Here is a 26281-nt window from a genome sequence, read left to right as displayed (position 1 = left end):
GGACAATGCGGTGGTGCTGTCGATCCAGTCGGCGCAGGGCAATCCAGTCGAATGGGTGACGCCGCCCCAGGCGGTTTCGGGATCCTGCTGGGTATTGCCCGGCCCATAGGGGCTGTTGCTGGCCTGGGCCTTCAGGCTGTGCTCCCCGCCGTTGGTGCCGACGAACAGCACCGACCGGGTCGGCGTCACCCATTCGACTGGATTGCCCTGCGCCGACTGGATCGACAGCACCACCGCATTGTCCGGCGCCACCTCCCCATGGGTGCGCGCCTCGAAATTCCCGAAATCCCCGGCCACCGACTGCCAGACCTGCTGGCCCCGGAACCAGCTCAGCCGCTCCCGGAAGAAACAAACATTGTCCGGCCAGCCCGCCGCAGCCGACCAGGCGCCAAACGCCCAGCGATGGGTCGCCTGCGTCGCCAACGCTTCGGGCAGCCGCGAGACGACCTCCCCGGTCGCCTCCGTCCCGCTGGCCACCGCGGTGATCCGCACATGGCCATAGCCTGAGTGCAGATACTCCCACTCCACCCCGATCGAGCCGACCGCCCCGTCGCCCTTCTGCTCCTCTCCGGTGCCGTCCCAGTACTTGCCGCGCGTGTTGACTGGCAGCTCCTCGCCACAGATCGCCGGCTTGTCCGTGGTGTCCACTGGACCCACCTGGGTGCAGCGGTAGTGGCGGAAGTCCGCCCGCCGATAGTCCCCGACATCGGTGGTCGTCCGCACCTGCCAGGCCCGCACGTCCGCCCCGTCCTTCAGGTCCATCTCGAACAGCCCGCCCACATGGCCGGCCTCGAAGAGGTTGCTGCTGGCGGTCAGGGTCACCGTTCCGCCGACCGTCATGGTCCCGCTGGCGCTGACCGTCACCGCCTCGTCCGTATTCTGATCCTCGAACGGCCCCCCCTTCGCCTCGAATGGCTCCAGCAGCCAGTTCAGGTTCGACAACCGCTTCAGCACCATCGGCGGATGCCCGGCGCAGGCCAGGTAGACCACGTCCCCTGACTGCTCCATCCGCACCCCGAAACTGCCGTCGGCCCGGGTCAGGTCGGCGGCCAGATACGGGGCCTCAATCTCATGGATGTTCTCCGCCTCGTCGATCAGCCGTCCTCGATTGCGGAAGAAGCGGATGTACCCCGGCCCGAACTCCAGCACGAAGGCGTCCGCCTGGCTGAACACGAACGGCGCCAGCCAGCAGCGCTCGGTGCTGTCCTTGACCTCGCCGATGAACAGGCTGCCGGCCGCGCGCTGCAGCGCCCCCTGCACCCGCGGAATGAGGTTGTCGCAACGGCTTAGCCCCGAGCGCCACAGCTCCAGGTCCGGCCGCCCGCCCAGCAACGGCGACAGCAGCCCGGCGTTGAACGAGGTGATGGCGGGATTGGCCTTCATCGGCGCCTCACAACCGGGCCAGAATCCACGACCCATCGGCCGTGGATTCCGGGGCCGCCTCGATGGCGTTGACCCGCACCGCCTCGCGCACGGCCAGCTGATAGTCCCGCAGCGCCGCTTCCTTCTTGCCCGAGGACTGGGTCAGCTTCTCCGCCAGGTCGAACGCCAGCCGGCAGGCCACGGCTTCCGCGAACAGCGGATCCCAGGCCGCCACGTCCTCGACGCGGCGCACATAGCGAATCTCCAGCGGCGCCGCGGCATCGGTCAGGATCCGCCCGCCCTCCAGGGCAAACGCCGGTCGGCCGCCGCCATGGTCGCCCAGCCCCGGCGTGGTCGCCACCCCGCCCACCTCGGCCAGCTGCAGGCAGTCGCCCGGCAGCGGAAACTGCCGCTGATAGCCGAACGCCGGCGCGGTCGCTTCCGCGCTCAGCCGCGCCCGCGCCATGGCGAAATGCCAGCGATTGGCCCGCAGGGTCAGGTCCCGCACATCGCCGAACCGGCTCTTCAGCCAACGCGCCCGATCGTCCGGGTCATCAAACGACAGCACCGCCCCCTGGCCAAGCTTGCCGAGGGCCGCGTTGCCGACCGCGGTCTGGGATGTGGGCATTCCGTCTTATCCTGGCTTTGGAAATTCCCCCGGCGCGCAGCGACGGGGGAGGGGGACCGCCCTGCGAAGCCTTAGGCGTAGCAGGGTGGTGGAGGGGGCAGCGCCGGCTCGTCAGGCAAGCCCGCGTTCTGGCGCGGTCGGCGCCGCGCCTCAGTACCCGCCGGTGAACCGCACCCGCACGCTGATGGTCCCGGCCGCCGACCCGACGGTGTCGCCGGTCAGGGCCAGGTCATAGTCGACCTGCGGATCGGCGCTGAGCCCGACCAGCTCCCACAGCCGCTTCTCGATCTTGTCGATGTTGGCCGCCGTGGCCTCGTACATCACCTCGGTCCCGGCCGAGGCGACCGAGGGCGCCGAGGACAGGTCAATAGCGCTGGCGAACAGATCGTCATCGACCGCCGCCCCGCCATCATCGGCGGTACGATAGAGGCCGACGTCATAGGCCGTGCCGCCGGTGATGGCGTCGTTGAACACGGTGATCTGCGACACCCGGTCCGAACTGCGCAGCCGGGCGAAGCGATAGACCGAGCCGTTGTCATCGGCCACGGCCACCTCGACGGTCCCGATAGCCTCGAACAGCGGCCCCCGCACCAGATGGGCAGGGCTGGGCACGCGCGGACTGGCGTCCCGGTTGGTGACGGCGGTGGATTTGGTGTTGGCGGTTGCCATGAAGGTTCCTCGATGTTGGAAGCGAACGCGATCCAGTTCCGCCCCCTCCGGGGGCGGGGGACCGCGCGCGAATACGCGCGTGGTGGTGGGGGCAGCGCCGGCGGTCAGGGAGTCCGCGCCGAGCACGTTCAGCGCCGGCGCTTCCCCCACTCCGGCCTTCGGCCGTCAGCTCTCGGCGCAGAGCACCTCGACGACCTTCTTCTCCTCGGTCCGGGTGGCGCCGACGGTGACCGAGCCGGTCACCTCCATCGGATTGCCCTCCAGGTCGCGGCGCGGCCCGATGTCGGTGGTGACGTCCGACCAGACGCCCAGGTGCATGCCGCTCTTGGCGTAGATCGGCACCCGCCGGTTGGCGCCGGACAGGGTCAGCCGCTCGCAGTGAACGAAGTCGATGCCCAGGAACCGGGTGATGATCCCGTCCTTCAGCACCGGCTTGTCGCCGCCGTTGTAGTCGGCGCTGGTGATCTGCATCTCGCCCAGCAGGGCGTCATGCTGCGTGGAGTTGACCACACAGATGACCTGGTCGCTGGCCAGATCCACCTCGTTGGCCATCAACAGCTTCTTGGCTGCCCGCAGCTTCAGCACACTGAGCTTGCTGGCCGCCCCGCCGACGTCGGCGCTCACCTGCTGGCCGTTCGGGAAGGACGTGGTCGTCCCACCCTGCTTGCCCGTGCGCGCGTCGGCGAAGAAGGCGCGGATGATCTCATCATCGATCCGCCGCCCCAGCGAGGCGGTGCAGGCCTGCACCAGCGGGTTCTGCGGATCCGAGGCCGTCTGCAACAGGTCGATGTTATCGATGATGTCCGACCAGTCGAAGAACCGCGGATAGGCCCAGCGCCGATCCACCGGCGTGTTGCTGCTCTCCTTGGGCACCGCCCGGCCGGTGCGCTCGCGCGCCTCGGTGACACCGTATTGGTCGACGGGCGAAGCCCCCTCGCCCTTGTGCGCCCCGACCATCACATGGTTGCGCAGCTTCGATCCGCGCTGTTGCAGAAGCAGGCTCGCCGTCTTGGCGAACTCGATACGATAGTGACCGCTGAAGTCCGTCATGGACACAAATCTCCGATCTCAAAGGGTTGGTTTGGGATCGGCTTGTCCGCGTGATCGCGGGTCCGTAAGAACTTCGCACCAAGGCTTTCCCTTGGGCAGTATTGATATCTCAAGTCACCATCACTCGGTGAGTGTCGACTTGATTCTTGCGACGAATGCTCGCTTCAAATAACTCTATCTGACTATAAGATTACACCATCCGCCGCGACTAGGCGCGCTCCTCGACTTCCCAGGAGCCAGGACCTCATCGTCCATTCGGCCATACGAACCAATATCGCACGCCATGGTGATGTTTACATTGAAGCCACAGGTATTTTCCAGCACTTCATAATCATGGCGATCATAAGTTGTGTAGGGACTATTGTAAACTGTACCACCGTTAGAATAGTAACCTTTGTAGTTTGTCGTTATATCTGTAGATTTCTTTACGCGTTTCAAACAATGTTTTGTTTTGGGGTTATTCGCAATGACCGCGCCTGTATACCATTCTGGCGGATGGCGGCGTGCAGGCTTCGCTTGTGCCGGCTTCTGGGCTGGGGCGGCCACTGTGGCCTTGGGCGCAGGAGGTCGAACTGGCGGGGGCGGAGGCTGGACGGGCGCAGTAGCCGTCGCATAAGACCCTGCGCCTGTAGCGCTGGCGTACTGCAGGATCGTTGATGGACAAGGCCCATCGAACACCAGCCGAATCTGGTTCTGCAGAACTTCCACCCGGATTGGAGCATTCACGTGGCCATCGGGTCTGATAACCCAGCCAGTCGGATCCAACCTGTAACTCGTAGGCCCCAATTGCCGCACGGCGACACGATAGGAACCACGTGGCGACCCATCGCCGCCTGATTCAACCAAGCCTGTCAGCTGGCCAGGTGCGCCCGGCCAGATAGTGACCTTGATCGGAACGGCCCGAGGCAATCCTTGGCAGGTATATTGGCCACTATAGACCCTACCGCCCAATGAAGCCCCTGGGTAAGTCTGCGCCTCGGCAGCCGAAAGCCCGCCCATGAAGACGGCTGACACTCCAAAAGCCAGCCACGACCCACTATGCATCGCCCCCTCCGAAGATACTGCTCTAGAACCTAGCTTTCTTTCAACGAATGGCCAACCGTCGAGTGACGTCGTTTCAAACCTCAGGTCGCCTTGGTTGCTGCTATCGGATTCGGCGGCGGCGGGGCTAGCCAGGCGGCGTAAGCTTCGGCCACGGCCAGCACCTGCCAGGTCTCCCGGTCGAACCGATGCGCCAGCTTCAGCGCCTCCAGCCGCAGCCGCGCCTCGACCCATTGCTCCTGCTGGCTCATCGCTCGCCTCCCGCGATCCGGGTCAGCCGCGACCACTCGGCCTTCTCGTCCGCCCCACCGGACATCCAGCGCGCCTGCCAGGCCTGGTCGCGGCGCAGGGCGGCGATTCGACTTTCGGCCTGCTCCCGGCTCATCCCGAACCCGCCGCGGCCCTCGCCTTCGATGAAGCGATCCTCCGCCAGGCCCTGGCCGATCTGTGAGAACAGCTGCGCGGTGCGCCGGGTGCCCAGCCCCATCTCGATCGCCGCCATCTCGTCGCGGTTCAGCCCGAAGCTCAGCGCCCCGCGCCGGAACAGCTCAGTCTTCTCGGCGAACTTCGGCCCCCATTCGCCGCGCAGATCCTCCCAGTCGGCCTCGCTCTGGGCCGCGAACGCCGCTTGCGCCGCCGCCTCCCGCTCGCCGACATAGGCGTTCCATTTCTCGGCCAGCGCCCCGGCCCGGCCCTTGCCGACCCCCGCCTCGAACAGCCATTCCGAAGCTCGCTGGGCAAACTCCGGATCGGCTCCCATCAGCTGGTCGAAACCGTACTCCTCGGCCGAGGCCGGACGGCCGAGCGCGGTGAATACGCGTTCGTATCCTTCCGCATCCTCCTCGCCGGCCGGCAGCACCACCCGGCGACTGTCGTTCGACACCATCCGCTCCAGCGAGGCGAAACTCGCCCCCAGCGCCTCGACGTCCTTGAACCCCTTGCGCTCCATGTAGGACCGCGTGCCCGGATCGTTGAAATGATCCAGGAACCCGGAGCCAGTTGCTCCCCCCTCGGGGGAGCTGTCAGGCGCGGAGCGACTGACTGAGGGGGTCCCCACCGGCCCCTCCGCCTCTTCCATCAGCCCACTGATCGATACGGCTTCATCACTCATCGACGACCTCTTCCCTCAGGTTGAACAGGGCCCGGTCGTCGATCGCGACCATGGCGCGGATTCGGTTGAACACCTCCTGGCGCCCGATCAGCCGCATCGAGGCCAGCGGATCGACCGCGCCGTCGACGCCCCGCGCCACCGGCGCCTCGGGAACCATGCAGAAGCGCTTGAGATCGGCCAGAACCGCCCGCGCCTCGCCGTGCGAGCCGTCGCCGAACAGACCCTGGTAGGCGCGCTTGCGCCGCAGCAGCGGGTGAAGGATCTCCATCAGCCCTCTCCCACCAGGCCGGCCGCCGCGGCGTCCTTGGCCACGCCCGCCGCCTGGCCGGCGGCGCTCAGCATCGCCTGCAGCTGGGCCATCCGCCCATCCTGCTCGGCCAGCGCCTCCATCTCTTCTTCACTGCGCAGCAGGTCCGGCGGCGCGCCGCGGATCTCCGCCAATCGACGCAAGGTCTCCGGCCCCCGGATCATCTTGGCCGCCGACGGGTCGAACTGCCCGACCGTCGCCGCGTCCTCGAGCAGCCGCAGGATAGCTAGCCCTTCGTCGGACTTCTGGGCCCGGGCCAACGGCGAGGTGTAGTCGATATCGGCGACCACATCCTCCAGCCCCTCAAGCTCAGGCGGCATCGGCGGCAGCACCCCGGCCCCGGCCAGGATGTCCAACTCGGCCTGGATCAGCGGCCCCAGCAGCTCCGACTGCAGGCGCCCCATCACCGGCGCCAGCAGCGCCCCCTTCTCCTGCGCCCGCAGCATCGCCTCGGTGGCGGTCATCTGCGGCGTCTCGACCAGGATCTGGAACAGGGTGACCAGAAAGGCCTGGTTGATGCTCTCGCGGGTCTGGCTGATCATCTCCAGGGTGATCGGCATGTTGGCCCCGATCTGTAGCGGCCGCACCAGCTCCCGCCCGTCCATCCCCAGCGCGCCGCGGTTAATGGCCCTGGGCGCCAGCTTGAACGCCGTCAGTCCACCCTCGTCGGACAACAGCAGGGGCGGCTCCGCCACCAGCTGGCCGGTCCGCAGCAGGGTCTTTTGCTGCTCGTTGACCGTCTTGATGTCGGCCAGCACGGTCATCGCCGGACCCCGGCCATAGACCTCGCGCGGCGCGGTCACGTAGCGGGCCACCGCATAGCGCAGGGTCCGATAGCCACGCTCCTGCAGCAGCTTGCGGCCCTCGAACGAGACGTACCAGCTGGCGAAGGCCATCCCACGCCAGTCGCGCCGGCTCCAGTCGGCGTCCGCCCGAGGCTGCACGCAGTGGATCAGCTCGAACTTGCGGTGCGGCTCGGTCTCGGCCGCCTTGGCGATGCTGTCGGGGGTCTCCTCGCCGAACCGCTGCACCCATTGGCGGGCCGTCAGCTCGAACTTGCGGTGGACGGTGTCGATCACCCCCTGGAAGTTCTCGGCGAACCAGGTCTCCGCGAACGGAACCGACCGATAGCGCAGGCCCCCGCCCACCTCCTCGTCAACGAACAACGCCCCGTTGCCGAAGGCGCCTAGGCCCACATAGGTCTCATGCGCCTGGCTGGCGAAGTTGGCGTCGGGCGCATAGCGAGCCCGGAACAGCACGTCGTTCACCGCCGCCAGCCAGGTCCGCACCGGCTCCGGCGCCGATGATCCGCCCAGGGACAGCTCGTGCCAGCGGCTGGTTCGGGGAGTCAGCATACTCTCGATGGCGGCCGCGAACTTGTCGAGCGCCAGCGGGGCGGTGCTGTCGAACACCTGCTGCTCCCGCTTGCCGCCCTGCGGGCGGCGGCCGCCGAACTCACTGTGGCGGGTCAGCACCCGCTCGGCCACCTCCTGGCAATGGCCGTCCAGCACGGCGCGCTCGGCCTCCATGGCCGCCTGTCGGCGCAAGACGTCTTCGGCGCGGCTGTCGGTCACTCAAGTCTCCGGATTGAAAAGTGATCGGGCGTTCAGCCCATCAAGGTGCGGGTGGCCACCCCGCCTTCGGCCCGGCCCAGCGCGCTGGACAGGAAGGTGGCGGACCGACCACGCCGCTGGCGCAGGCGGTCATCCTGTTCGGCCCGCAGCCGCGCTTCGTTCAGGGTCGGCGGCGGCGGGGTCGGCTTGAGCGGACGAGTATCGGGTTCCATGGGGCTCCTCTCTTCAGGCCGGGTGATCGGCGAACCGGTCCCAGCCCAGACCTTCCTTGGGCGGCGGCCGCCGCGCGGGCTCCAGCGCCTGGCGCTCCCAGGGTCGCGGCCGGCGATGGGCGCGGCTCAGATGTCCCGCGCAGTAGGAGGAGGCGTCCGCCCGCCGGCAGCCGCAGAACAGCTGCACCCCCTGGGCGTCCTCGACAGTAGGCCAGTGGCATTCGCCGGCCTTCAGCGCCTCCAGCCGCTTGAACCTGCCGGTCTCCGGGATCAGCTCCGTCGCCACCGCAGGCATGGCCGCCGGCGTGACCGTCTCGCCGCGCCGCCAACCCAGTCGGGAGATTTTCGCGCTGACGGCCCCCTTGGCCAGGCCCATCCGCTCGGCGATCGCCTGATGGGTCAGGTCGCCCTCGAACAGCCCGCGCAGTTGCGCCAGACGATCGGACGGCCATTGGGGCCGGCGAGCGGGCGCCGCGCCGGACAGGACTTCACTATGCATGCTGTTGCTCTTTGGCTTTGGCGCGAGGCCGGTTTGCCGCTGCGGCCGCCAGTTCCTCGAGACTGGCCAGCCCTCGCCCGGCGATTGCCGGCCAGTAGCGGGGCGGGATCGAGTCCAGACGCTTCCACTGGTTGATACGGTTGGAGGGGACCTTCAGCCCCCGGGCCAGCCGCGCGGGTCCGCCGGCGGCGGTAATAATGTCGCTGTGACTGCGCATGACCGTACTGTACGAAAAATACAGCATCGATACAACCCGCATCTGTAGACAACATACAGGATTTCGCGTAGGTTTCCTACATGAGCCCGCCGTCTGACTCGCTTTCGCCCCCCCACGCTGCGGCCGCCGAGCGCCTGCGTCGCGCCCGTCGGGGCAAGGGCCTTTCCTCTGCCGCCGAGGCTGCCCGCCTGCACGGCTGGAACCTCAACACCTACGCCTCGAACGAAAACGGCAACGCCAGCTTCTCCTTCCGCAAGGCCGAGGACTACGCCCGCGCTTTCGGGGTGCGGGCCGAATGGCTCTACGCCGGTAAGGGCGCGATGAAGGCCAAGCGCGCCGGCCTGCCGGTGCTGGGCAAGGTCGCCGCCGGCGCCGAGGCCCTGTTCGATGATGATTATGAGATGGGCGCGGCCGCCGATTGGCTGGACCCCATGGTCCCCGAGGATGGCATCGTGCTGATCGTCGACGGGGACTCGATGATGCCCCGCTTCCGGCACGGCGAGCACCTGATCTTCGGCCGCCGCTACGACGACCCCAGCCCCCTGGTCGGGCAGGAGGTGATGGCCCGCCTCGCCGATGGTCGGAAGATGGTCAAGATCCTCCGCCGGGGCGCCGCCCCCGGCCTCTGGACCCTGGAAAGCATAAACACCCGCTACCCTCCGATCGAGGACGTGGAATTACTTTGGGCCCTGCCCTTCCAGGGCCTGCGGGTATAGCTGAAACTAAGGGCCGCAATCCGCGTTGGGCGTGAATGACATCCATGACCTTCGACCGTCCCGAAAAGCCGCAGCTCCGCTCCTGGGCCGTTCTAGCGTCGGTGGTCGCGGCGATCATGACCGCGCCTGTTCTGTCCTGGACCGGCATCGGCCTGCCGACGAACGCCTTCGCCGCAGACGGCGATGAGACGCTGCGGGCGGCCCCCTACGCCTTCTCCATCTGGGGGCTCATCTATTTCGCCCTCTTCGTCTATGCCGTCTGGCAAGCGCTGAAGGCGGCGCCCGAAACCCCAGCGCTCAAGTCCGTGGCCTGGCCATCCGCGATCGCCACGGCGGGGTGCGCCCTCTGGCTGGTGGTCGCGGCGTTGAACATCAAGGCCCTCACGGTTGTGGTCATCTTCGCCTCGGCGATTACCATGATCTTCGGTCTACTGCGGGCGGCGAACCACAAGGATGGTCTGGGCCGCGTCAGCCACGCCCTTATCTTCTGGCCGCTCGGCCTGCTCGCCGGCTGGCTGACCATCGCCAGCGCCCTCAACCTGCTGACGGTCCTCACCGCCTGGGACGTCATCGGTCCTGATAGCGCCAAGGTCGCCGCCCTGGCGGGGATCGGCGGGGTGCTGCTGGTCGGCTCGGCGGTCGTCTGGCGGCTGGGCCATATCGCCTACGGCCTGCCCATCGCCTGGGGCCTCGTCGCGGTCTGGGTTGCCGAGCGGACGGACAAGCCTCAGGTCGCTCTCGCCGCCGCCGGCGCCGCGGTCGCCATGCTTGTGATCTCGATCATCGCTGCTCGCCGTCACTGATCCAAACTCGCCAGCCCACTAAAGCCGCCATCGCGCCTTGACAGGACACTGTATATTTTATACAGTTAGGGAAGCTCACCCTCCCCCACATCCCATCCCGCGAGGAACCGCCTCTGACACCAGAATGCGCCGCGCGCCCGGTGTCGCATTGCGACCCGGCTTGGTTCGCCACCCTGCCCCGCCGCCGGCCCGACGGCTCGCCGGAGCCCGACTACGGCCAGGTCTTCTTCCAACCCTCCGCTGACGGCGGACTGACCTACAGCTATGATCGTCAGGGCCTGCGCCTGGCCCGCCGCCTTCCCCCGCCCGCCCCTCGCCAGGGCTGGCTCGAGTGCCAGGGCCGCGCCTTTCGCATCGCCGGCGGGGCGGAGCCCGGCCCATGCTGAGCGTCCCCGACACCACCGCGCGCTACTGGACCTGCGGCGGCGAGATCTTCGCCCTCGGCGGCCCCATCCCCCTCACCGTCGCCGGTCGTGCCGTCGGCTGCCGCCCCATGAGGCTGGACGAACTGCGCCGCCTCGCCGACTGGCACCGGGGCCAGTGCGACCTCCATCACCGTCTCTGCCTGCGCGACGCCCAGGCCGTCCTCGCCACCCTGGTGGAAGCCCCTAGTTGATAGAAACTCGCAACTAGCGTACGCCGCCGGGATGCTGATCCAGATCGAGACCGTCCTGACCCCCGAACAGGTCGCCCGCTTCCAGGCGGCGCTGGACACCGCCGGCTGGGCCGACGGCAGGATGACCGCCGGCTACCAGTCGGCCCTCGCCAAGAACAATCTGCAGCTTCCAGACAGCGACCCGGTCGCCCGCGCCCTCGGCGCCGAGATCGAGCGCGCCCTGGCCGGCAACCTGCTGTTCCAGTCTGCCGCCCTGCCGGCCCAGGTCTTCCCTCCCCTGTTCAACCGCTACGCCGGCGATCACAGCTTCGGAACCCATGTCGACAACGCCCTGCGCACCCTGCCCAGCGGCCTGCGCCTGCGCACCGACCTGTCGGCCACCCTCTTCCTCTCCGATCCCGAAGACTACGACGGTGGGGAGCTCGTCATCGAGGATGTCTACGGCGCCCACGCCGTAAAGCTCCCCGCCGGCTCGATGATCCTCTATCCGGCCACCAGCCTGCACCAGGTCACCCCGGTCACCCGAGGCGTCCGCACCGCCAGCTTCTTCTGGATCCAGAGCCACGTCCGCGACGACGGCGCCCGCGCCCTGCTGTTCGACATGGACCTGGCCCTGCAGCGCCTGCGCGGCGAGGTGGGCGATGGGCATGAAAGCATGGTTGCGCTGACCGGCGTCTACCATAACCTGCTCCGCCGATGGGCCGAAGCCTGAGGGAGCAGAACATGATGAACCATCTGGCGGGAGGCTGCGCCTGCGGGCAGGTTCGCTACGCCCTCTCCACCCCGCCGATGTTCGTCAACTGCTGCCACTGCACCGACTGCCAGCGGCAGACCGGCAGCGCTTTTGTCATCAACGCCCTGATCGAAACCGACCGCATTGCCCTGCGCGAGGGGGTCCCGGAACCGGTCGCCGTGCCGACCCCCAGCGGCCGCCCCCACGACGTCTATCGCTGCCCTGCCTGCCGCACGGCCGTATGGAGCGACTACGGCCGCCGTCCGTCCCTGCGCTTCGTCCGGGTCGGAACCCTGGACCAGCCCGCCGCCCTCCCTCCGGACGCCCACATCTTCACCCGCTCCAAGCTGCCCTGGGTCGTTCTGCCGACCGCCGCGCCGGCCTTTGACGTCTACTACGACATGCACACCCAGTGGTCCCCGGACAGTCTCGCCCGACGCAAGGTCATCCTCGGCGACGGATGACCTCGCCAGATAATCCGCCGTTCACCGCCGATTGCTGCTAGTTTGTGTCAGCGACCTGACGGTCGTTGGCGGCCTTGCCGCCACAAGGGTTCGATCCTAGCCCCGCGTTGCGGGGCGTCGGACCCAAGGCGCAATCCATGGCCAAACCCGCAGTCGCTCCCGCTCCGCCGATGGTCAAGGACCTGAAGCGCATGATCGAGGAGGCCCTGGCGGCGGGCTCAGCCCCCGCCGATCTGGTGCTGCGTCTTACCCTACGCGATTCCGTGCTGATCAAGCGCAGCCCGCTGTTCGGCGACACCGACATCCGCTTCACCGACGGGGTCATGTACGTTCTGGGCGTTCCCACCCGCATCGGCCAGGTGGTCGACAGCGGCCTGGAAGCGGCGACCGTCGAGGCCTAAGGCCTCGACCCGGCCGAGCGCTCGCGCACTGACCCGAACTCCGAGCCCGCCTTCCAGTTCGGCCAGTCGGTAGAGTTGGCCAGGACCTTGCCGGCCTCCAGCACCAGTTCGACGTCCTGAACCGCCCCGCTCAGGTCCCAGTCCGGGCTCCAGGCGTCGCCCGTCTGGTGATAGGCGGTGGCCGTATAGTCGCTGACCCATTTGTCGCCGGCTTCCCGGCCGCCCACCACCAGGTCCGGCCCGCCGCCCAGCGCCATGATCAGGATGACCGGCACCCCACGCTTGGCCAGCGAGAAATGGTCCGCGCGATAGAACAGCCCGCGCTCCGGCTTGGCGTCCGGCGTGATCACCCGGCCCTGCGCCTTGGCCGCCACCGCCAGCCCGTCCTCCATCTCGTTCTGCCCGGCCCCGATCAGCACCACATCCCGCGACAGCCCCACCGGCTGCAGCACATCCAGGGTATAGGCCCCGGCCATGGTCTCCAGCGGCACGGTCGGGTGCTGCGCAAACCATTCCGACCCCAGCAGGCCCTGCTCCTCACCCGTCCAGGCGGCGAACAGCACCGTGCGCTCCGGCGCCGGCCCGGCTTTCAGCACCCGCGCGATCTCGAACAGCCCGGCCACCCCGATGGCGTCATCCAACGCCCCGGCCTTGACCCGCCGCCCCTGCGCATCGGGCTGGTCCGCCATGCCATAGGCGTCCCAGTGGGCCGCGTAGGCGATGCTCTCGTTCGGCCGCTTAGCGCCGGGGATCTTGCCCAGCACATTGCGGCTCTCGACCCGCTTCACCGACACCTTGAAGTCGGCGCTGAAGGTCACCCCTTTTAGCTCGACCGGGTTGAACCCCGCCGTCCGCGCCTGTTTCTTCAGGGTCTCCAGGTCCAGCCCGCCGGAAGCCAGCAGCTCCGCCGCCACCCCCCGCTCCAGCCAGCCCTGGAACGGCACGCGCCCGGCCCCGCCGTCGGCCCGAGCCACGTCCAGGTTGGAGCCGCGCGGCGCGATCACCGTCACCCAGCCATAGCCGGCTCCCGGCGTCTCATGGACGATCAGCGCCCCGGCCGCCCCCCGCCTCGCCGCCTCCTCGTATTTGTAGACCCAGCGCCCGTAGAAGGTCATCGCCTTGCCGCCGAACTTGCCGGCCGCATCATCGCCCGCCTGAGCCTCGAAATCCGGATCGTTGATCAGGAAGACCACGATCTTCCCCTTCACATCGACGCCCTTCCAGTCGTCCCAGCCCCGCTCCGGCGCATGCACGCCATAGCCGACGAACACGATGGGCAGGTCCACAACCTTGATCGCCTCGGTCGGCCGCACGGTGTTGACGTAGATGTCCTTCAGCATCTCCAGCGGCCGCGCCTTCCCGCCCACCTTCGCCGACAGCGCCGGGTCGGGCAGCACCTGGGTGCGCACCATCGGCACGGTCTGGGTCCAGCCGCCATTGTCTCCGGCCGGTTCCAGTCCCGATTCCTTGTAGCGCTTGATGATGTACTCGATCGTCTTCGGCTCCGCCGCCGCCCCGGGCGAGCGCCCCTCGAAGTCGTCCGAGGCCAGGATGCGAGTATCCTCCGACAGGGTCTTGCCATCGATTTCCCCCGCCCAAGCGGGCGCGGCCACGAGCAAGATGGCGGTCAGAGCAAGGGCGAGGCGCATCGAAAACTCCCTGTGGTCTGCCTTGTTAGCCCCTTTGAACGGCCCCTTCCAACGCAACTACACGCAATGGTGACAGCCCATCCCGGGTCTGCGTCGGCCCGCCGCACCGGCGGTTAAGACCTTTTCAGCCCTGTGGAGTCAGGAATCCGTCCCTACGGAGTTCCAGCGTGCCCCAGTCCGAATTCGCCCGTCTCGCGGCCCTCCGGGCCTTCGAAATCCTCGATACTCCCGCCGATCCCGCCTTCGACCGCTTGACCGCCCTCGCCGCCGACCTGTTCGACGCGCCGATGGCCCTGGTCTCGTTGATCGACGAGCACCGGCAATGGTTCAAATCCCGCATCGGGCTCGACGCCTGTTCGACCCCGCGCGAGGAAGCCTTCTGCGACCATGCCCTTCGGCTGACGCCGGGCCAGGTCCTGGTGGTCGAGGACGCGACCCGCCATCCGGTGTTTCACAACTATCCCGCCGTCACCGGCGAGATGGGTGTCCGGTTCTACGCCGGCGCTGTGCTGACCACCGCCGACGGGGCCGCCATCGGAACCCTGTGCGTCCTCGACACCAAGCCCCGCCCCCGGCCCTCTGACCGTCAGCTGGCGCGGCTCGCAGCCCTGGGTGAAATGGTGGTCGAGGCCCTGGAAACCCGCCAACGCGGCCGCCGGGCCGAGCGCGAGGCGGCCCTGTTGCGCCTGGCCGGACAGATGTCGGGCGTCGGAGCCTGGCGCTATCACTGCGCCACGGGCCATGTCACCTGGTCCGACGCGGTCTACGCCATCCACGGCGTCACCCGCGAGACTTTCGACCCCAACCTCGACTCCGCCATAGGCTTCTACCATCCCGACGACCGCGCTCTCGTCACCGCCAGCCTGGAAAGGGCCGCCGTCACCGGCCAGGACTTCGAGTTTCAGGCCAGGCTGATCGACGAAAATGTCCGTGAACGGACGGTCATCAGCCGGGCGACCTGTGAGCTGGATGACACCGGGCAGGTGATCTCCGTCCTCGGCGTCTTCCAGGACATCACCGAACACGCCAACCTCCTGAACGACGCCCGCCGCGGCGAGGCCCGCTTCCGGCTGCTGGCCGACAACATGGGCGATGTCATCACCCGCGTCCGGCTCGACGGCCGCAGCGGCTACATCTCTCCGGCCATCACCGACCTTTTGGGCTACAGGCCGTCCGAGATGGTCGGCCGCACGGCCCAGTCCTTCGTCCATCCGGAGGACCGCGGCCTGATCCTGGACGTCTACGCCGCCATGGCCGGCGGGGCTGAGCACAGCAAGGTCGAGCATCGCGCTGTGCGCAAGGACGGCGGCGTCATCTGGGTGGAGACCCATTTCAAGCTGCTCCGCGACGCCGACGGCCAACCCTCGGAGATGATCGCCGTGATCCGCGACGTCTCCGCCCGCAAGGCCATGGAGGCTGAACTTCTCGCCGCCCGCGCCGAAGCCGAGGCGGCCGCCGCCGCCAAGGCCGAGTTCCTGGCCAACATGAGCCACGAAATCCGCACGCCTCTGACCTCGGTCATCGGCTTCTCCGGCCTCCTGACCGCTCTCCCAGACCTGTCGCCTCAGGCCCAGGACTATGTCCGCCGGATCCAGACCGGCGGCCGGGCCCTGCTGGCCGCCGTCAACGACATCCTCGACTTCTCCAAGCTCGAGGCCGGCGAGATCGAAATCCGGCCGGAGCCCTGCGACGTCGGCGCCGTCGCCCGCGACGCCCTCGAACTCTTCGAAGCCACCGCCCAGGCCAAGGGTCTCGCCCTGTCACTGGAAGGCCCCACGCCCCCGACCCTCCGGCTCGATCCTGCCCGCCTGCGCCAGATCCTGCTCAACCTGGTCGGCAACGCTGTGAAGTTCACGGACGAGGGCGGGGTCGCCGTCCGGCTGGCCTGGGCCAACGACCGGATACGAATAGAGGTGGTCGACACCGGCGTCGGCATCCCGCCGGCCAGCCAGGATCTGCTGTTCCGCAAGTTCTCCCAGGTCGATGGCTCCTCAACCCGCCGCCACGGCGGCACCGGCCTGGGCCTGGCCATCTGTCGCGGGCTGGCCGAGGCCATGGGGGGCCAGGTCGGGGTGGACAGCGCCGTCGGCCGCGGCTCGACCTTCTGGCTGGAACTGCCCGCCTCCCTCGCCCAGGCTTCAGCGCCCGCCTCGGCCATCGAACCGGGCAGCCAGCCCGACCTCGCCGGCCTCCGCGTCCTTGTGGCCGACGACAACCCGGCCAACCTGAAGCTGGCCAAGGCCCTGCTGGACGCGTTCGGCGCCCAATGCCAGCTGGTCTCGGACGGCGGCGAAGCGGTGCGCGTCGCGGCCGACGACATCTTCGACGTCATCCTGATGGACCTGCGTATGCCCGGGCTGGATGGCACGGAGGCCGCCCGCGCCATCCGCAATGGCGACGGTCCCAACGACAGCATCCCCATCCTCGCCTTTTCGGCCCAGCGCCCGGGCGACCTGGACCCGGTGTTCGCCGGCCTGGTCGACAAGCCCATCCAACCGGCCGCCCTTCGCGCCGCCATCGTCCAGGCCCTGGAGGGTCCGTCCGCCCTGGAGAGCCACCATGCGGCATGACTCCCCCGTGGTCCTGGTCGTGGACGATGATGAGCTGGTCCGCGACCTCCTGCGCATCCGCCTTGAACTGGACGGCCTGATGCCGGTCATGGCCAGGGACGGGATCGAGGCCATCACCCTCCTATCCTCGCACCGCCCCGCCGCCATGCTCCTGGACGTCAGCATGCCGCGCATGGACGGCTTCCAGGTGCTCGAGACCCTGCGCAACGCCGGCCGCGTCCCGCCGCCGACCCTGATGCTGACGGCCCGCAACGCGGTCGAGGACGTCCGCAAGGCCATCGGCCTCGGCGCCAAGGATTATCTGGCGAAGCCGTTCAACGACCAGCTGCTGCTGCGCCGCGTCCGCCGGCTGTTGAGGCCGTCGACACCCCGCCACGAGGCGGCTCCACCGCCGTTGCAGGAATCCGGCTCGGACAAGGAGTTGTTCCTCTAGCCCGGCTCCCGGCCTACAAGACGACATGAGCGTCGCCTTCACCAAGGAAGGAGATCTTGAGGCCAACGCGGCAGACCTGCCCGACCGCCCGATCTCCACCCACCCCAACCTCGTCACCGCCACCGGTCTGGCCCAGCTCGAGGAAGCCCTGGCCGCCGCCCAGGCCGCCTATCGCGCCGCCCAGCAGGGCGACGTCGCCGCAGACCGCACCGCGATGGCCCGCGCCACCCGTGACCTGCGCTACTACAACGCCCGCCGCGCCAGCGCCCAGCTGACCGCCCCGCCGGAGAGCTGCGACACGGTCCAGTTCGGCTGCGCCGTCACCTTCGACCGCGAGGACGGCCGCCGCCAGACCTTCCGCATCGTCGGCGAGGACGAGGCCGACCCGGCCAAGGGCAGCGTCTCCTGGGTCTCTCCCCTCGCCCAGGCCCTGCTGGGCAAGGGCGAGGGCGACACCGCCCTGGTCGCCGGCGGCGAGGTCGAGATCGTGGCGATCGGCGCTTGAGCGGCCTCGGCGCGGGCCTATGGCGCACCGCTCCGCTGCTGCTGGCCATCACCATGCTGTTCTGGGCCGGCAACTCCATCGCCGGCCGCGCCCTGGCCGGGGTTGTCCCTCCGATGACCCTGACCTTCTGGCGATGGGTCCTGGCCAGTCTGCTGGTCGCCCCCCTCGCCTGGCCGCACCTCAAGCGCGACTGGCCCGAGCTGCGTCGCCGATGGAAGACGGTGATCCTGCTGGCCGTCTCCGGCGTCGCCAGCTTCGGCGCCCTGCTTTACTGGGGCCTGGAGAGCACCACCGCCCTCAACAGCCTGTTGATGCAGGCGGCCATCCCGCCCCTGATCCTGTTCTTCGGCTTCGTCCTGCTGCGCGACCGCATCGGCGTCGGCGCCCTGGTCGGCGTCGCCCTCTCCCTGGCCGGCGTCCTGGTGGTGATCAGCGAGGGCCGGCCCTGGGACCTGCTCCACCTTCGCCTGAACCCCGGCGACGGGATCATCCTCATCGGGGTGGTGCTCTATGCCGGCTACAGCCTGCTCCTGCGGCGCCGCCCGCAGGTTCATCCGCTGAGCCTTTTGCTCGTCACCTTCATCCTCGCCGCCCTGGTCATCGCCCCCTTCTATGCCCACGAACTGATCCAGGGCCGCACCTTCGCCCCCACCCCGACGGCGCTCGGCGGCATCCTCTACGTCGCCCTCTTCCCCAGCTTCCTGGCCTACCTCTGCTTCAATCGGGGGGTCGAGCTGATCGGCTCCGCCCCCGCCGGCCAGTATATGCACCTGATGCCCGTCTTCGGCGCGGTGCTGGCCATCACCCTGCTGGGCGAGCCCTTCCATGGCTACCACGCAATCGGCGTGGCCCTGATCGCGACGGGCATCGGCGCCACCGCCTGGGCGGGGCGCCGGTCGGCCGCTCGCTAGTCCGAGGCCCGGAAACATCTCGATGTTGCTCTTACGGGGTATCCCTTAGGTCGCCGCCGGCGCGGCGGTCCCGTATAGAGTCAGGCGTGTCTTCTGCCGCAAACTCCGAGGGTAGCCGTTTCTGGCTGGCCCTGCTGCTCGCCGTCGCCGCGATCGGGGCGGCGGTCGTCACCCGGCTCGCGCTGGGGGAGGCGTTGGACCCGGGCGCCGCCTTCCTGCTGTTCATCCCCGCGCTCGTGCTGGCCTCGGCCGCCGGGGGACTGTGGCCCGGGCTGGCGGCGGCGGCCATGGGGCTGGTCGCCGGCCTTGTGCAAGGCGCCGAGACGACCGCCGCGGGTCTGTTTGCTCTCGGCGGGGCGGCCATTGTCGCCGGCGGCGAGATTTTCCAGCGCGCCCGCCGCCGGGCCGACGCCGTCAACCGTCACCTGGCCGAGCGCGAGGCCCATCTGGCCTCGATCCTCGACACCATCCCCGACGCGATGATCGTCATTGACGCGGAGGGCCTGGTCCGATCGTTCAGCGCCGCCGCCGAGCGGCTGTTCGGCTGGCCTTCGGCCCAGATCGTCGGCCGCAACGTCAGCCTGCTGATGCCGGAGCCGCACCGCGAGGCGCATGACGGCTACCTGACCCGCTACTACCGGACCAACGAACCCCGGATCATCGGCATCGGCCGGGTGGTCGTCGGCCAGAGGCGCGACGGCTCGACTTTCCCCATGGAGCTGGCGGTCGGCGAGATTCGCACCGAGGAGGGCCGCTTCTTCACCGGCTTCGTCCGTGACCTGACCGAGCGCCAGGCCACCGACGCCCGGTTGCAGGAGCTGCAGGGCGAGCTGATCCACGTCTCCCGCCTGACCGCCATGGGCGAGATGGCCTCGGCCCTGGCCCATGAGCTGAACCAGCCGCTGGGCGCCATCGCCAACTACCTCAAGGGCTCCAGCCGCCTGCTTGGCGCCGGCCAGGCCGAGAAGGCCCGCACCGGCCTCGACAAGGCCGCTGAGCAGGCCCTGCGCGCCGGCGAGATCATCCGTCGCCTGCGCGAGTTCGCCTCCCGGGGCGAGACCGAACGGCGCCTTGAAAGCCTGCCCCGGATCGTCGAGGAGGCCGCCGCCCTGGGCCTGGTGGGGGCCCGCGAGCAGGGGGTCATCGTCCGCTTCCTGTTCGACCCCGAAGTCGACCTGGTGCTGGCCGACCGGGTGCAGATCCAGCAGGTGGCGCTGAACCTGCTGCGCAACGCCATCGACGCCATGGAAAACAGCCTGCGCCGCGATCTGACCGTGCGGCTCAGTCCAGCCGAGGATCGCATGGCCCTGGTCAGCGTCTCCGACACCGGGCCGGGCATCGACCCGGAGGTCGAGGGCCGCCTGTTCCAGCCCTTCATCACCACCAAGCCGTCCGGCATGGGCGTGGGCCTGTCCATCTGCCGCACCATCGTCGAGGCCCATGGCGGTCGGCTGTGGGTGGAAGAGACCCCTGGCGGAGGGGCCACCTTCCGGTTCACCCTGCGCGCCGTCGAATCCGGAGAGCTTGCCGATGACTGAGCCGGTCGTTCACATCGTGGATGATGATGAGGCGATGCGCGACAGCCTGTTGTTCCTCCTCGACGCGGAGGGGCTGAAGGCCCGCGGCTATGAGTCGGCGCCGGCCTTCCTTGACCGGGTGGGCGAGCTGGAGCCCGGCTGCATCCTGACCGATGTGCGCATGCCGCAGGTCAACGGGTTGGAGATGGTCCGCCGGCTGAAGGCCGCCGGTGTCACCCTGCCGGTGATCGTCATGACCGGCCACGCCGACCTCAGCCTGGCCATCGAGGCCATGCGGGCCGGGGTGATCGACTTTCTCGAAAAACCCTTCGAGGACGAGGCCCTGCTCTCGGCCCTGCGTCAGGCCCTGTCGGCCGGCGCCGAGGACCTGCGCCGCGAGCAGGATCGCCTGGCCGTCCAGGCCCGGCGCGCCGCCCTTTCGGCCCGTGAAGGCGAGGTGCTGGAGGGCCTGCTGGCCGGCAAGCCCAACAAGATCATCGCCTTCGACCTGGGCATCAGCCCGCGCACGGTCGAAATCTACCGCGCCAATGTGATGACCAAGATGCAGGCCGCCTCCCTGTCTGAACTGGTCCGGATGTGCCTGCTGGCCGAAGCTAAGGGGTAGCCCTTAGGGTTTTTCCACGAATTTCGCGGACAGCCGCCCGGCGCGATCTTCCGGCTCCAGACAGGAGCCCCCCGATGACCTTCCAGACCCTCTACCTCGCCGGTGTGCTGATCGCCTTCGCCGTCTTCTTCGTGACCGTGACCCTGGTCTGGTTCGTCAACCGCCTGCCCGACAAGGCCCAACGCAAGCCCGCCCAGTCCGTCCCCGCCCGCCGCCCAGACGTCGAGCCGACCCACCGGCAGGCAGCCTGAAACGACGAAGGGCGGCGGGTTTCCCCGCCGCCCTCGCCTGCCGTCAGAGGCGGACGTATCAGCCCTCGACGCGCTCGATGATGATCGCCGGAGCCATGCCGCCGGCGGCGCACATGGTGACCAGGCCGCGCTTCAGGCCGCGACGCTCCAGCTCATCGACCATGGTGCCGATCAGGATGGCGCCGGTGGCGCCGATCGGGTGGCCCAGCGCCATGGCGCCGCCGTTGACGTTGACCTTGGAGCGGTCGAGCTTGAGATCGCGGATGAACTTCTCGGCCACCACCGCGAAGGCCTCGTTGATTTCCCACAGATCGATGTCGTCGACCGTCAGGCCGGCCTTCTCCAGCACCTTCTTCGCCGCCGGGACCGGGGCGTTGAGCATCAGGGTCGGCGAGTCGCCCATGTTGGCGGTCGCGATGACCTTGGCGCGGGCCTTCAGGCCGTTCTTCTTGGCGTATTCCGGCGAGGCCAGCAGCAGGGCGGCCGAGCCGTCGACCACGCCCGAGCTGTTGCCGGCGTGGTGCATGAACTGGATGTCCAGGTCCGGATAGACGGCGGTGATCAGCTTGCGGAAGGTGGTGCCTTCCTCGTCCAGCGGCACATCGGCCATGGCGGCGAAGGACGGCTTCAGGCCGGCCAGGCCCTCGGCGGTGGTTTCCGGACGGGGGAACTCCTCCTTGTCCAGGGCCAGGGTGCCGTCGGCGTTGTAGACCGGGACCAGCGACTTATCGAAGTGACCGCCAGCGATGGCCGCGGCGGCGCGCTTCTGGCTTTCGAGGGCCAGGGCGTCGACGTCCTCGCGGGTGATGCCTTCCAGGGTCGCGATGGCGTCGGCGCAGACGCCCTGGTGCGACTGGGGATGCAGCTCGCGCAGCTTCTTGTTGCCGCGATCCATCAGCATCGGGGCGCCGTCCGACGGGGCGCGGCGGCCGGCCATGGACATCATCTCGGTGCCGCCGGCGATGACCAGGTCTTCCATGCCCGACATGATGGCGTGGGCCGCCAGGTTCACCGCGGTGATGCCCGAGCCGCAGAAGCGGTCGAGGGTCATGGCCGAGGACTTGATGTTGTAGCCGGCCGACAGCGCCGACATCCGGCCCAGGTCGCCGCCCTGCATGCCGACCTGGCTGCTGGTGCCCCAGAAGATGTCGTCGACTTCCTCGGTCTTGATGTTGTTCCGCTCGGCCAGGGCCTTCAGGACGGTGGCGCCCAGTTCCTGCGGGTGGATCTCGGCCAGGGCTCCCTTGCCGATTTTGCCGATGCCGCGGGGGGTGCGGACCGCATCGATGATCAGGGCTTCGGGCATGGTTGCCTCTCTGTCTTCGGGTTGAGTTGGGCGCACCTAAAGCGCCTCACGCAACGGCATTCAAGCGCTTGTTTGACGCACGCGGAAGGGATCAGACGAGACCATTGAGCAGGTCGAAGGCCGCCTGCTCGCGCCACCACTCCCTGTCCTGGGGCGTGAACGGCCGGCCCTGGCAGGTCGCGAGGGTGGCCCCGTCCCCGCCGATCAGGGCCAGGCTGGGCGTATAGGTCCGCTTGCCGTCGGTGCGGGCCGGGCCGAACCATTTGAGGACGTCCCTCTCCAGCCGGGGGGTGGCCACGGCGTTGGCCAGGTTCTCGGCGCCCAGGCGCTTGACCCGATGGGCCACCAGCTTGGGGTCGGCGTCTTCGTCGAAGCACTGCAGAGACAGGATGCGGGCCCGGCTGCCGGCCGCCTTCAGCCTGCGGTCCATCCGCGCCTGATAGGGCTTGTCGGCCATGCAGGGACCGCACCAGCTGGCCCAGACGATCAGCACCGCCGGCCGATCCTCCAGCCAGGCTTTCAGAGACATCTTCCCCCCGCCCTCCAGCACCACCTGGTTCTTCAGCGGCAGGGCGCCCTTGCCAGGCGGCAGGGCCTCCCAGGCGGAAAAGCCCGGATGGCTCCGGACATCCGGGTTGAGGGCGGCCTTCTTGGGAGCGGCGAGCGCCGGCCCGGCGATCAGGCCGACGCCAAGGCCGGTCAGCGCGGCGCGACGGGTGGGACGCTGGAACATCATCGGGCGATCATAGCGAACCGGCCCTGGTTGCGAAGGCCTGCTGGCGTCCGGGGCGGCGCGACCGCTAAGGTGGCGCAAATCGCTACAGGAGCCTTCGTGCCCGCTCGCCTTCTCCCGCTCGCCGCCGCCTTCGCCGCCGCCGTCCTGGCCGGCGCCCTCGCCGCCCCGGCCCAGGCGGCCAAGCCGGTCTGGAAGACCACCCCCTGCGTCGGCGATTTCGGAGCGGCCCTGTCGCGGGCCGTCTGCGGTGTGCTCACCGTCGATGAGTCGCGGGGAACCGCCAGCACGCGCCGGGTCGCCATCCCGGTGGTCGTCCTCAAGGCCTCGGCCCCCCGCGCCGGCCAGCCGCCGGTCTTCTTCCTGCACGGCGGCCCGGGCGGCGACATCGTCGAGTCGGCGGCCGGCGTCCTGCGCTCCCCGGCGGCCAAGGAATGGATCGCCGTCGACCAGGACTGGGTCTTCTTCGACCAGCGGGGCTCGGGCCTGGCCGTGCCGCTGATCGAGTGCGGCGCCGTGCCGATGAACGACGCCGGCCCCCTGACCCCCTGGGCCGCCGAAAGCCTGAAGGCCTGCGCCGCCCGCCAGCTGGCCGCCGGGGTGGACATCAGCCGCTACAACGCCCGCGAGGTCGCCCTCGACATCCAGGACCTGCGCAAGGCGCTGGGCTACAAACAGATCGACCTGTTCGGCGTCTCCTACGGGACCAGCATCGCCATGGCGACCCTGCGCCATGCCCCCGAAGGCATCCGCGCCGTCATCCTCGATTCGCCCTGGCCGCCCGAGGCCAAATGGGCCGAGGGCGGGCCGACCATGGTCTCCGACGCGATCCGGCTGATCATCGCCAAATGCGCCGCCGACGCCGAATGCGCCAGGCGCTACCCCACCCTGGCCGCCGATGTGGACGCGATGGCCCGCCGCTTCCTGGCCGGCCCCCAGAAGGGCAAGCGCCGCAGCTACACCGCCGACGACCTCGGAGGTTTCCTGATGGACGCCGCCTACAGCGCCGAGGGCGCCCGGCGCCTGCCCTTCGACCTCGCCGCCATGGCCAAGGGCGACTTCTCGGCGCTGGAGGCCCACCGGCCTGACCGCAGCCCCTATTTCGAGGGCCAGCACCTGACCCACCTCTGCAAGGAGGAGATGCCCTTCGAGGACAAAGCCAGGACCGCCGCCGTGGGCGACGATGCGATCGCGGGGCTGCTGGTCCCCTCGATGAGCCGCTACTTCGACGTCTGCGAGGCCTGGACGGTCGGCAAGCCCTACGCCAGCGACGGCGTGGCCATGACCAGCGACGTGCCCACCCTGTTCCTCGCCGCCGAGGTCGATCCCGGCTGCCCGCCGGCCCTGGCGCGCGCCGCTGCCGCCCGATTCAGCAAGGGCCAGATCTTCGTCGCCCCCAACGTCACCCACGGGGTGACCTTCTGGAGCGCCTGCGCCGGCAGGCTGACCCGCCAGTTCCTCCAGGACCCCACCGCCAAGCTGGACGGCGGCTGCCTGGACGGCGAGACGCCGACCTTCGCCTTCGACTACGGCGAGGCCTGACCCTACGGCCGCTATCCACCCCCGCCCAAACCCGCTAATGCTCATCGCGAGCAAATCCGAGCACGGAGCGGATGGACGACGCCGGGCAGACATTGCGGGGCAGGATGCTGGCCATGGGGCGGTCGGCGCGCGAGGGTGCGCGGGCCCTGCGGCTGGCCACGGCTGACCAGCGCACCGCCGCCATCCGGGCCATGGCCGCCGCCATCCGTGACGGCGCGCAAGCCATCCTGGACGCCAACGCCCGCGACCTGACCGCCGCCAAAGCCGCCGGCGTCTCCGGCCCGATGCTCGACCGGCTGATGCTGGACGAGGGCCGGGTCGAGGACCTGGCCAGGGCCATCGAGACCGTGGCTGCCATCCCCGATCCGGTGGGCGCGGAGATCGCCCGCTGGACCCGCCCCAATGGCCTGGATATCGCCCGGGTCCGCACCCCGATCGGGGTGGTGGCCATGATCTACGAGAGCCGGCCCAACGTCACGGCCGACGCCGCCGCCCTCTGTGTCCGCGCCGGCAATGCGGTGATCCTGCGCGGCGGGTCCGAGTGCATCACCTCCAATCTGGCCATCCACGCCTGCGTGGCGCGGGGGTTGTTGGCCGCCGGCCTGCCCGATAGCTGCGTGCAGATCGTCCACACCACCGACCGGGACGCCGTCGGGGAGATCCTGTCGGGTCTCGACCGCCAGATCGACCTGATCATCCCCCGCGGCGGCAAGGGGCTGGTGGCGCGGGTCCAGGCCGAGGCGCGGGCCCCGGTGCTGGGCCACCTGGAAGGCCTCAACCACGTCTTCGTCCACGCCGCCGCAGACATCGCCAAGGCCCGCGACATCATCGTGAACGCCAAGCTGCGCCGGGTCAGCGTCTGCGGCGCCGCCGAGACCCTGCTCATTGACAAGGCCGCCGCCGAACGCCTGCTGCCGCCCCTGGCCGAGGCCCTGACCGCCGCCGGTTGCGAACTGCGCGGCGACGAGGCCGCCCGCGCCATCGCCCCGGCCATGACGGCCGCGACCCCCGAGGACTGGACCACCGAATACCTGGCCCCGATCCTGGCCGTGGCGGTGGTCGACGGAGTGGCCGGCGCCGCCGCCCATATCGCGTCTTTCGGCTCCGGCCACACCGACGCCATCGTGACCGAGGACGAGGCGGCGGCGGAACAGTTCATCGCCGAGGTCGACAGCGCCATCGTGCTGGTCAACGCCTCGACGCAATTCGCCGACGGGGGAGAATTCGGCTTCGGGGCTGAGATCGGCATCGCCACGGACCGGCTGCACGCCCGGGGACCGGTGGGCGCGGAACAACTGACGACCTTCAAGTATGTGGTTCGCGGGACCGGCCAGACTCGTCCCTGAGGCCGGCCGCCCGGCCGCCCTCCGGACGGGATTCGTCCTCAAGCCCGGAATGCGCGTGGGCCTCTACGGCGGCTCGTTCAATCCGGTTCACGAGGGCCACCTGCATGTGGCCCGCACGGCCATGACCCGCCTTGGCCTCGACCGCGTCATCTGGCTGGTCTCGCCGCAGAACCCGCTGAAGGCCAGCAAGGACACCGCGCCGCTGCCGCAACGGCTGGCCGAGGTCGCCGCCGCGGTCGGTGGCCCCGGTATGATCGTCAGCGACATCGAGACCCGGCTGGGCTCGCAATACACCATCGACACCCTGCGGCTGCTCAAGGCCCGCCACCCCGGCGTCCATTTCGTCTGGATCATGGGCGCCGACAGCCTCAAGGACCTCCATCGCTGGCGCGGCTGGACCCAGCTGATGGCCGAAGTCCCGGTCGCCGTGGTCTCCCGCCCCTGGGCCTCGCTGAAAGCCCGCCTCTCCCCCGCCGCCAAACGCTTCGCC

Annotated in this window: 31 protein-coding genes; 17 read left to right on the top strand and 14 right to left on the bottom strand. The window is 69.2% G+C overall.

Features of this window, described 5'->3' with window-relative positions; all coding sequences use genetic code 11:
- The 11 genes from GVN21_RS19085 to GVN21_RS19035 all read right to left on the bottom strand — a co-directional run.
- A partial coding sequence (locus GVN21_RS19085) for a hypothetical protein (RefSeq protein WP_205690182.1) occupies positions 1-1383 on the bottom strand: 1383 nt, incomplete at its 3' end.
- A gap of 7 nt (positions 1384-1390) precedes the next feature.
- On the bottom strand, positions 1391-1990 hold the full coding sequence (locus GVN21_RS19080; protein ID WP_166576327.1) for a hypothetical protein: 600 nt from the start codon (positions 1988-1990) through the stop codon (positions 1391-1393).
- A 150-nt stretch (positions 1991-2140) separates the two neighbouring features.
- Positions 2141-2659 carry a hypothetical protein gene (locus GVN21_RS19075; RefSeq protein ID WP_166576326.1) on the bottom strand — a complete coding sequence of 173 codons (519 nt, stop codon included), beginning with the start codon at positions 2657-2659 and terminating at the stop codon, positions 2141-2143.
- A gap of 165 nt (positions 2660-2824) precedes the next feature.
- Positions 2825-3709 (bottom strand): phage capsid protein, encoded by an 885-nt coding sequence (locus GVN21_RS19070; protein WP_166576325.1) that lies wholly within the window; start codon positions 3707-3709, stop codon positions 2825-2827.
- 1124 nt (positions 3710-4833) lie between these two features.
- On the bottom strand, positions 4834-5001 hold the full coding sequence (locus GVN21_RS19065; protein WP_166576324.1) for a hypothetical protein: 168 nt from the start codon (positions 4999-5001) through the stop codon (positions 4834-4836).
- A complete protein-coding gene (locus tag GVN21_RS19060) occupies positions 4998-5861 on the bottom strand; it encodes a hypothetical protein (RefSeq protein ID WP_166576323.1) in 864 nt (287 codons plus the stop codon). Before GVN21_RS19060 ends, GVN21_RS19065 begins: the two co-directional genes overlap by 4 nt.
- On the bottom strand, positions 5854-6129 hold the full coding sequence (locus GVN21_RS19055; protein ID WP_166576322.1) for a hypothetical protein: 276 nt from the start codon (positions 6127-6129) through the stop codon (positions 5854-5856). The genes GVN21_RS19060 and GVN21_RS19055 overlap by 8 nt, the downstream gene beginning before the upstream one ends.
- On the bottom strand, positions 6129-7742 hold the full coding sequence (locus GVN21_RS19050) for a portal protein (protein ID WP_166576321.1): 1614 nt from the start codon (positions 7740-7742) through the stop codon (positions 6129-6131). The genes GVN21_RS19055 and GVN21_RS19050 overlap by 1 nt, the downstream gene beginning before the upstream one ends.
- A 32-nt stretch (positions 7743-7774) precedes the next feature.
- Positions 7775-7954: a hypothetical protein gene (locus tag GVN21_RS19045; RefSeq protein WP_166576320.1), complete on the bottom strand. Its 180-nt coding sequence runs from the start codon at positions 7952-7954 to the stop codon at positions 7775-7777.
- 13 nt (positions 7955-7967) lie between these two features.
- Entirely contained in the window at positions 7968-8453 is a 486-nt protein-coding gene (locus tag GVN21_RS19040) for a GcrA family cell cycle regulator (RefSeq protein WP_166576319.1), read from the bottom strand.
- A complete protein-coding gene (locus tag GVN21_RS19035) occupies positions 8446-8697 on the bottom strand; it encodes a helix-turn-helix domain-containing protein (protein WP_166576318.1) in 252 nt (83 codons plus the stop codon). Before GVN21_RS19035 ends, GVN21_RS19040 begins: the two co-directional genes overlap by 8 nt.
- A 53-nt stretch (positions 8698-8750) precedes the next feature.
- Between GVN21_RS19035 and GVN21_RS19030 the strand changes: the two genes are divergently transcribed.
- The 7 genes from GVN21_RS19030 (at position 8751) to GVN21_RS19000 (ending at position 12403) form a co-directional block, all read left to right on the top strand.
- Positions 8751-9386, top strand: a complete 636-nt coding sequence (locus tag GVN21_RS19030; RefSeq protein ID WP_166576317.1) for an XRE family transcriptional regulator — start codon at positions 8751-8753, stop codon at positions 9384-9386.
- A gap of 44 nt (positions 9387-9430) precedes the next feature.
- On the top strand, positions 9431-10189 hold the full coding sequence (locus GVN21_RS19025) for a hypothetical protein (RefSeq protein ID WP_166576316.1): 759 nt from the start codon (positions 9431-9433) through the stop codon (positions 10187-10189).
- Positions 10190-10329: 140 nt separating this feature from the next.
- Positions 10330-10575, top strand: coding sequence for a hypothetical protein (locus GVN21_RS19020; RefSeq protein WP_166576315.1), 246 nt, complete (start codon positions 10330-10332; stop codon positions 10573-10575).
- Positions 10569-10805: a hypothetical protein gene (locus GVN21_RS19015; RefSeq protein WP_166576314.1), complete on the top strand. Its 237-nt coding sequence runs from the start codon at positions 10569-10571 to the stop codon at positions 10803-10805. The genes GVN21_RS19020 and GVN21_RS19015 overlap by 7 nt, the downstream gene beginning before the upstream one ends.
- A gap of 31 nt (positions 10806-10836) precedes the next feature.
- Positions 10837-11517: a Fe2+-dependent dioxygenase gene (locus GVN21_RS19010; RefSeq protein WP_166576313.1), complete on the top strand. Its 681-nt coding sequence runs from the start codon at positions 10837-10839 to the stop codon at positions 11515-11517.
- Positions 11518-11528: 11 nt separating this feature from the next.
- A complete protein-coding gene (locus tag GVN21_RS19005; protein WP_166576312.1) occupies positions 11529-12002 on the top strand; it encodes a GFA family protein in 474 nt (157 codons plus the stop codon).
- Between the two features lie 137 nt (positions 12003-12139).
- Positions 12140-12403, top strand: coding sequence for a hypothetical protein (locus GVN21_RS19000; RefSeq protein ID WP_166576311.1), 264 nt, complete (start codon positions 12140-12142; stop codon positions 12401-12403).
- Here the strand turns inward: GVN21_RS19000 and GVN21_RS18995 are convergent.
- The gene (locus GVN21_RS18995; RefSeq protein ID WP_166576310.1) at positions 12400-14052 is read right to left on the bottom strand and encodes a M28 family peptidase; all 1653 of its coding nucleotides are present in this window, start codon (positions 14050-14052) and stop codon (positions 12400-12402) included. The genes GVN21_RS19000 and GVN21_RS18995 overlap by 4 nt on opposite strands.
- 167 nt (positions 14053-14219) lie before the next feature.
- Here GVN21_RS18995 and GVN21_RS18990 point away from each other — a divergent pair, with 167 nt between their 5' ends.
- The 7 genes from GVN21_RS18990 (at position 14220) to GVN21_RS18960 (ending at position 20864) form a co-directional block, all read left to right on the top strand.
- On the top strand, positions 14220-16622 hold the full coding sequence (locus GVN21_RS18990) for a PAS domain-containing protein (protein ID WP_166576309.1): 2403 nt from the start codon (positions 14220-14222) through the stop codon (positions 16620-16622).
- Complete coding sequence (locus GVN21_RS18985; RefSeq protein WP_166576308.1) at positions 16612-17055, top strand: response regulator; 444 nt, start codon at positions 16612-16614, stop codon at positions 17053-17055. Before GVN21_RS18990 ends, GVN21_RS18985 begins: the two co-directional genes overlap by 11 nt.
- 25 nt (positions 17056-17080) lie before the next feature.
- Complete coding sequence (gene greA / locus GVN21_RS18980) at positions 17081-17560, top strand: transcription elongation factor GreA (protein ID WP_166576307.1); 480 nt, start codon at positions 17081-17083, stop codon at positions 17558-17560.
- A complete protein-coding gene (locus GVN21_RS18975) occupies positions 17557-18471 on the top strand; it encodes a DMT family transporter (protein ID WP_205690181.1) in 915 nt (304 codons plus the stop codon). Before greA ends, GVN21_RS18975 begins: the two co-directional genes overlap by 4 nt.
- A gap of 287 nt (positions 18472-18758) precedes the next feature.
- On the top strand, positions 18759-20009 hold the full coding sequence (locus GVN21_RS18970) for a PAS domain S-box protein (RefSeq protein ID WP_240903028.1): 1251 nt from the start codon (positions 18759-18761) through the stop codon (positions 20007-20009).
- Positions 20002-20613 (top strand): response regulator FixJ, encoded by a 612-nt coding sequence (fixJ, locus tag GVN21_RS18965; protein ID WP_166576306.1) that lies wholly within the window; start codon positions 20002-20004, stop codon positions 20611-20613. The genes GVN21_RS18970 and fixJ overlap by 8 nt, the downstream gene beginning before the upstream one ends.
- Positions 20614-20687: 74 nt before the next feature.
- Positions 20688-20864 carry a hypothetical protein gene (locus tag GVN21_RS18960; protein ID WP_166576305.1) on the top strand — a complete coding sequence of 59 codons (177 nt, stop codon included), beginning with the start codon at positions 20688-20690 and terminating at the stop codon, positions 20862-20864.
- A gap of 58 nt (positions 20865-20922) precedes the next feature.
- On the opposite strand, the gene GVN21_RS18955 is transcribed toward GVN21_RS18960, so the two are convergent.
- Positions 20923-22170, bottom strand: a complete 1248-nt coding sequence (locus GVN21_RS18955) for an acetyl-CoA C-acetyltransferase (protein ID WP_166576304.1) — start codon at positions 22168-22170, stop codon at positions 20923-20925.
- 91 nt (positions 22171-22261) lie between these two features.
- A complete protein-coding gene (locus tag GVN21_RS18950; RefSeq protein WP_166576303.1) occupies positions 22262-22906 on the bottom strand; it encodes a hypothetical protein in 645 nt (214 codons plus the stop codon).
- A 96-nt stretch (positions 22907-23002) separates the two neighbouring features.
- Between GVN21_RS18950 and GVN21_RS18945 the strand changes: the two genes are divergently transcribed.
- The 3 genes from GVN21_RS18945 to GVN21_RS18935 form a co-directional block, all read left to right on the top strand.
- On the top strand, positions 23003-24445 hold the full coding sequence (locus GVN21_RS18945) for an alpha/beta hydrolase (RefSeq protein ID WP_166576302.1): 1443 nt from the start codon (positions 23003-23005) through the stop codon (positions 24443-24445).
- 71 nt (positions 24446-24516) lie between these two features.
- On the top strand, positions 24517-25791 hold the full coding sequence (locus tag GVN21_RS18940; RefSeq protein ID WP_166576301.1) for a glutamate-5-semialdehyde dehydrogenase: 1275 nt from the start codon (positions 24517-24519) through the stop codon (positions 25789-25791).
- Positions 25757-26281 (top strand): nicotinate-nucleotide adenylyltransferase (locus GVN21_RS18935; protein WP_166576300.1); only part of this gene is annotated, 525 nt, incomplete at its 3' end. The genes GVN21_RS18940 and GVN21_RS18935, both read left to right, overlap by 35 nt.

It is taken from the genome of Caulobacter sp. SLTY, assembly GCF_009905535.1.
Taxonomy (GTDB): domain Bacteria; phylum Pseudomonadota; class Alphaproteobacteria; order Caulobacterales; family Caulobacteraceae; genus Caulobacter.
This window is presented reverse-complemented; position numbering and strand designations above follow the sequence as displayed.